Origin of the sequence: Pseudomonas syringae pv. cilantro, assembly GCF_001293775.1 — a bacterium.
Classification (GTDB): Bacteria; Pseudomonadota; Gammaproteobacteria; order Pseudomonadales; family Pseudomonadaceae; genus Aquipseudomonas; species Aquipseudomonas syringae_P.
On sequence record NZ_LGLN01000057.1, the window covers coordinates 3,225 to 4,607 of the forward strand.

Below are 1,383 nucleotides of genomic sequence, written 5' to 3' on the forward strand. Positions count from 1 at the left end.
GCGATCAACAAGGGCGGCGTCTCATAGAAGGGGTTGCACGCCGGAACCGCCGAAAATTCCTTCGTCAGTCGCTCGGGTGTAAACTCACTCAGAGATAAATGGAGAAAATCCTTATGATTGATCGTTCGCCTATCGTTTCGGAGTTTGAAACTGAAGAGCTAGAGGCCAATTACACCGCCTGGCTACGCGCGAAGGTGGAGGCAAGTCTGGCCGACTCGCGCCCTGCTATCCCGCATGATGAAGTCGAGAGAAGGATGGCAGAGCGGTTGGCACGATTGCGCCATCGCCGAGTGTCCTGATGCTACCCATTTTCTGGCTAGAATCAGCGGACAACGATTTGGCGGCAATAATCGAATACATAGGTTCACGTGATATAGCTGCTGCCGAAAGGTTATGGCAGCGTTTGCGTGGCATCGTTCTGCCCCTTTCAGAACATCCTTATCTGTATGCGATAAGTGACCGCGTCCCAGGAATGCGCGAGATCGTTGCCCATCCTAACTACCTGGTGTTTTATCGCGTCACCTCAACGCGCATAGAAGTGGTGAACGTCGTCCACGCACGGCAAGAATATCCCCAAACTGGACTAGCGTAGTGCTCACTCCAGCGTTCCAGGGAAGTGCTGGTATTCATGCTTCGATGCTGCTTAAGTTGGTTGGCTATTCCATTGCTCTTCGGACCCTTTTTTTCCATGATCACAGGAGAGGACATTGCAGCTTTCTGATGACTTGAAATTGATAGCTTGGCCGACCAGAGTTCGATTCGATGAGGATGACAATACGCCAGAGCGGCTGGCCTTCGAATTGGAGGTCAATGGTGAGCGCATGGTTATGCTCAGTCTGGAGCAGATGTTAGACGCGCTATGGAGTTTAGAGGAAGCGAAACTGGTGGCACCGTTAGGTACCACCTGGTGGAGCAAAGCCGAGCTTAACAAGCAATGGGGTAAACCCGTTGTGACGGTCTCTAGTGAGTCGAGGCTAGAGCGTTTGGATATGAAATTTGCCGCAGAACATGCCAAGAAGGCCACAAAGGCGACGACGTCACCGTCTTTCTTGGAAATGTCGGAAGACGAAACCGGTGCGCCCTATCTGCTACTGGAGCAAACCTTGCTGCAATGTGTGTACATAGCAGAACAATTAGGTGCCATTCCGCCTTTGGATGAAAAATGGCTAGCGCGCGTCATTTCGCCTTCGCTACGTCAGTTGTCACAGCTTCAGAAATCCACGGGCCTTCATTAAATCTGCTCGAGCATCGCGTTGTTCACAGCAACTTGCCGGTTGCCATCGCCCCGATCAGAGGCCTTTCCGCGGCGTTCCATGTCGCTGGCCACCGGCCCCAGATGCATGGTCGCCTCGCGGTCAAGGCCCTGCGCCTTGAGACTGCGTG

At 53.1% G+C, this 1,383-nt stretch carries 3 protein-coding genes; all 3 read left to right on the plus strand.

Annotation, left to right across the window (positions count from 1 at the left end; translation table 11 throughout):
- The first annotated feature begins 113 nt into the window (after positions 1-113).
- A complete protein-coding gene (relB, locus tag ABJ99_RS14460) occupies positions 114-299 on the plus strand; it encodes a type II toxin-antitoxin system RelB family antitoxin (RefSeq protein WP_080378164.1) in 186 nt (61 codons plus the stop codon).
- Positions 299-592 carry a type II toxin-antitoxin system RelE/ParE family toxin gene (locus ABJ99_RS27180; protein ID WP_003348565.1) on the plus strand — a complete coding sequence of 98 codons (294 nt, stop codon included), beginning with the start codon at positions 299-301 and terminating at the stop codon, positions 590-592. Before relB ends, ABJ99_RS27180 begins: the two co-directional genes overlap by 1 nt.
- Before the next feature lie 115 nt (positions 593-707).
- Entirely contained in the window at positions 708-1,235 is a 528-nt protein-coding gene (locus tag ABJ99_RS14465; protein WP_054086390.1) for a hypothetical protein, read from the plus strand.
- Positions 1,236-1,383: the final 148 nt, after the last annotated feature.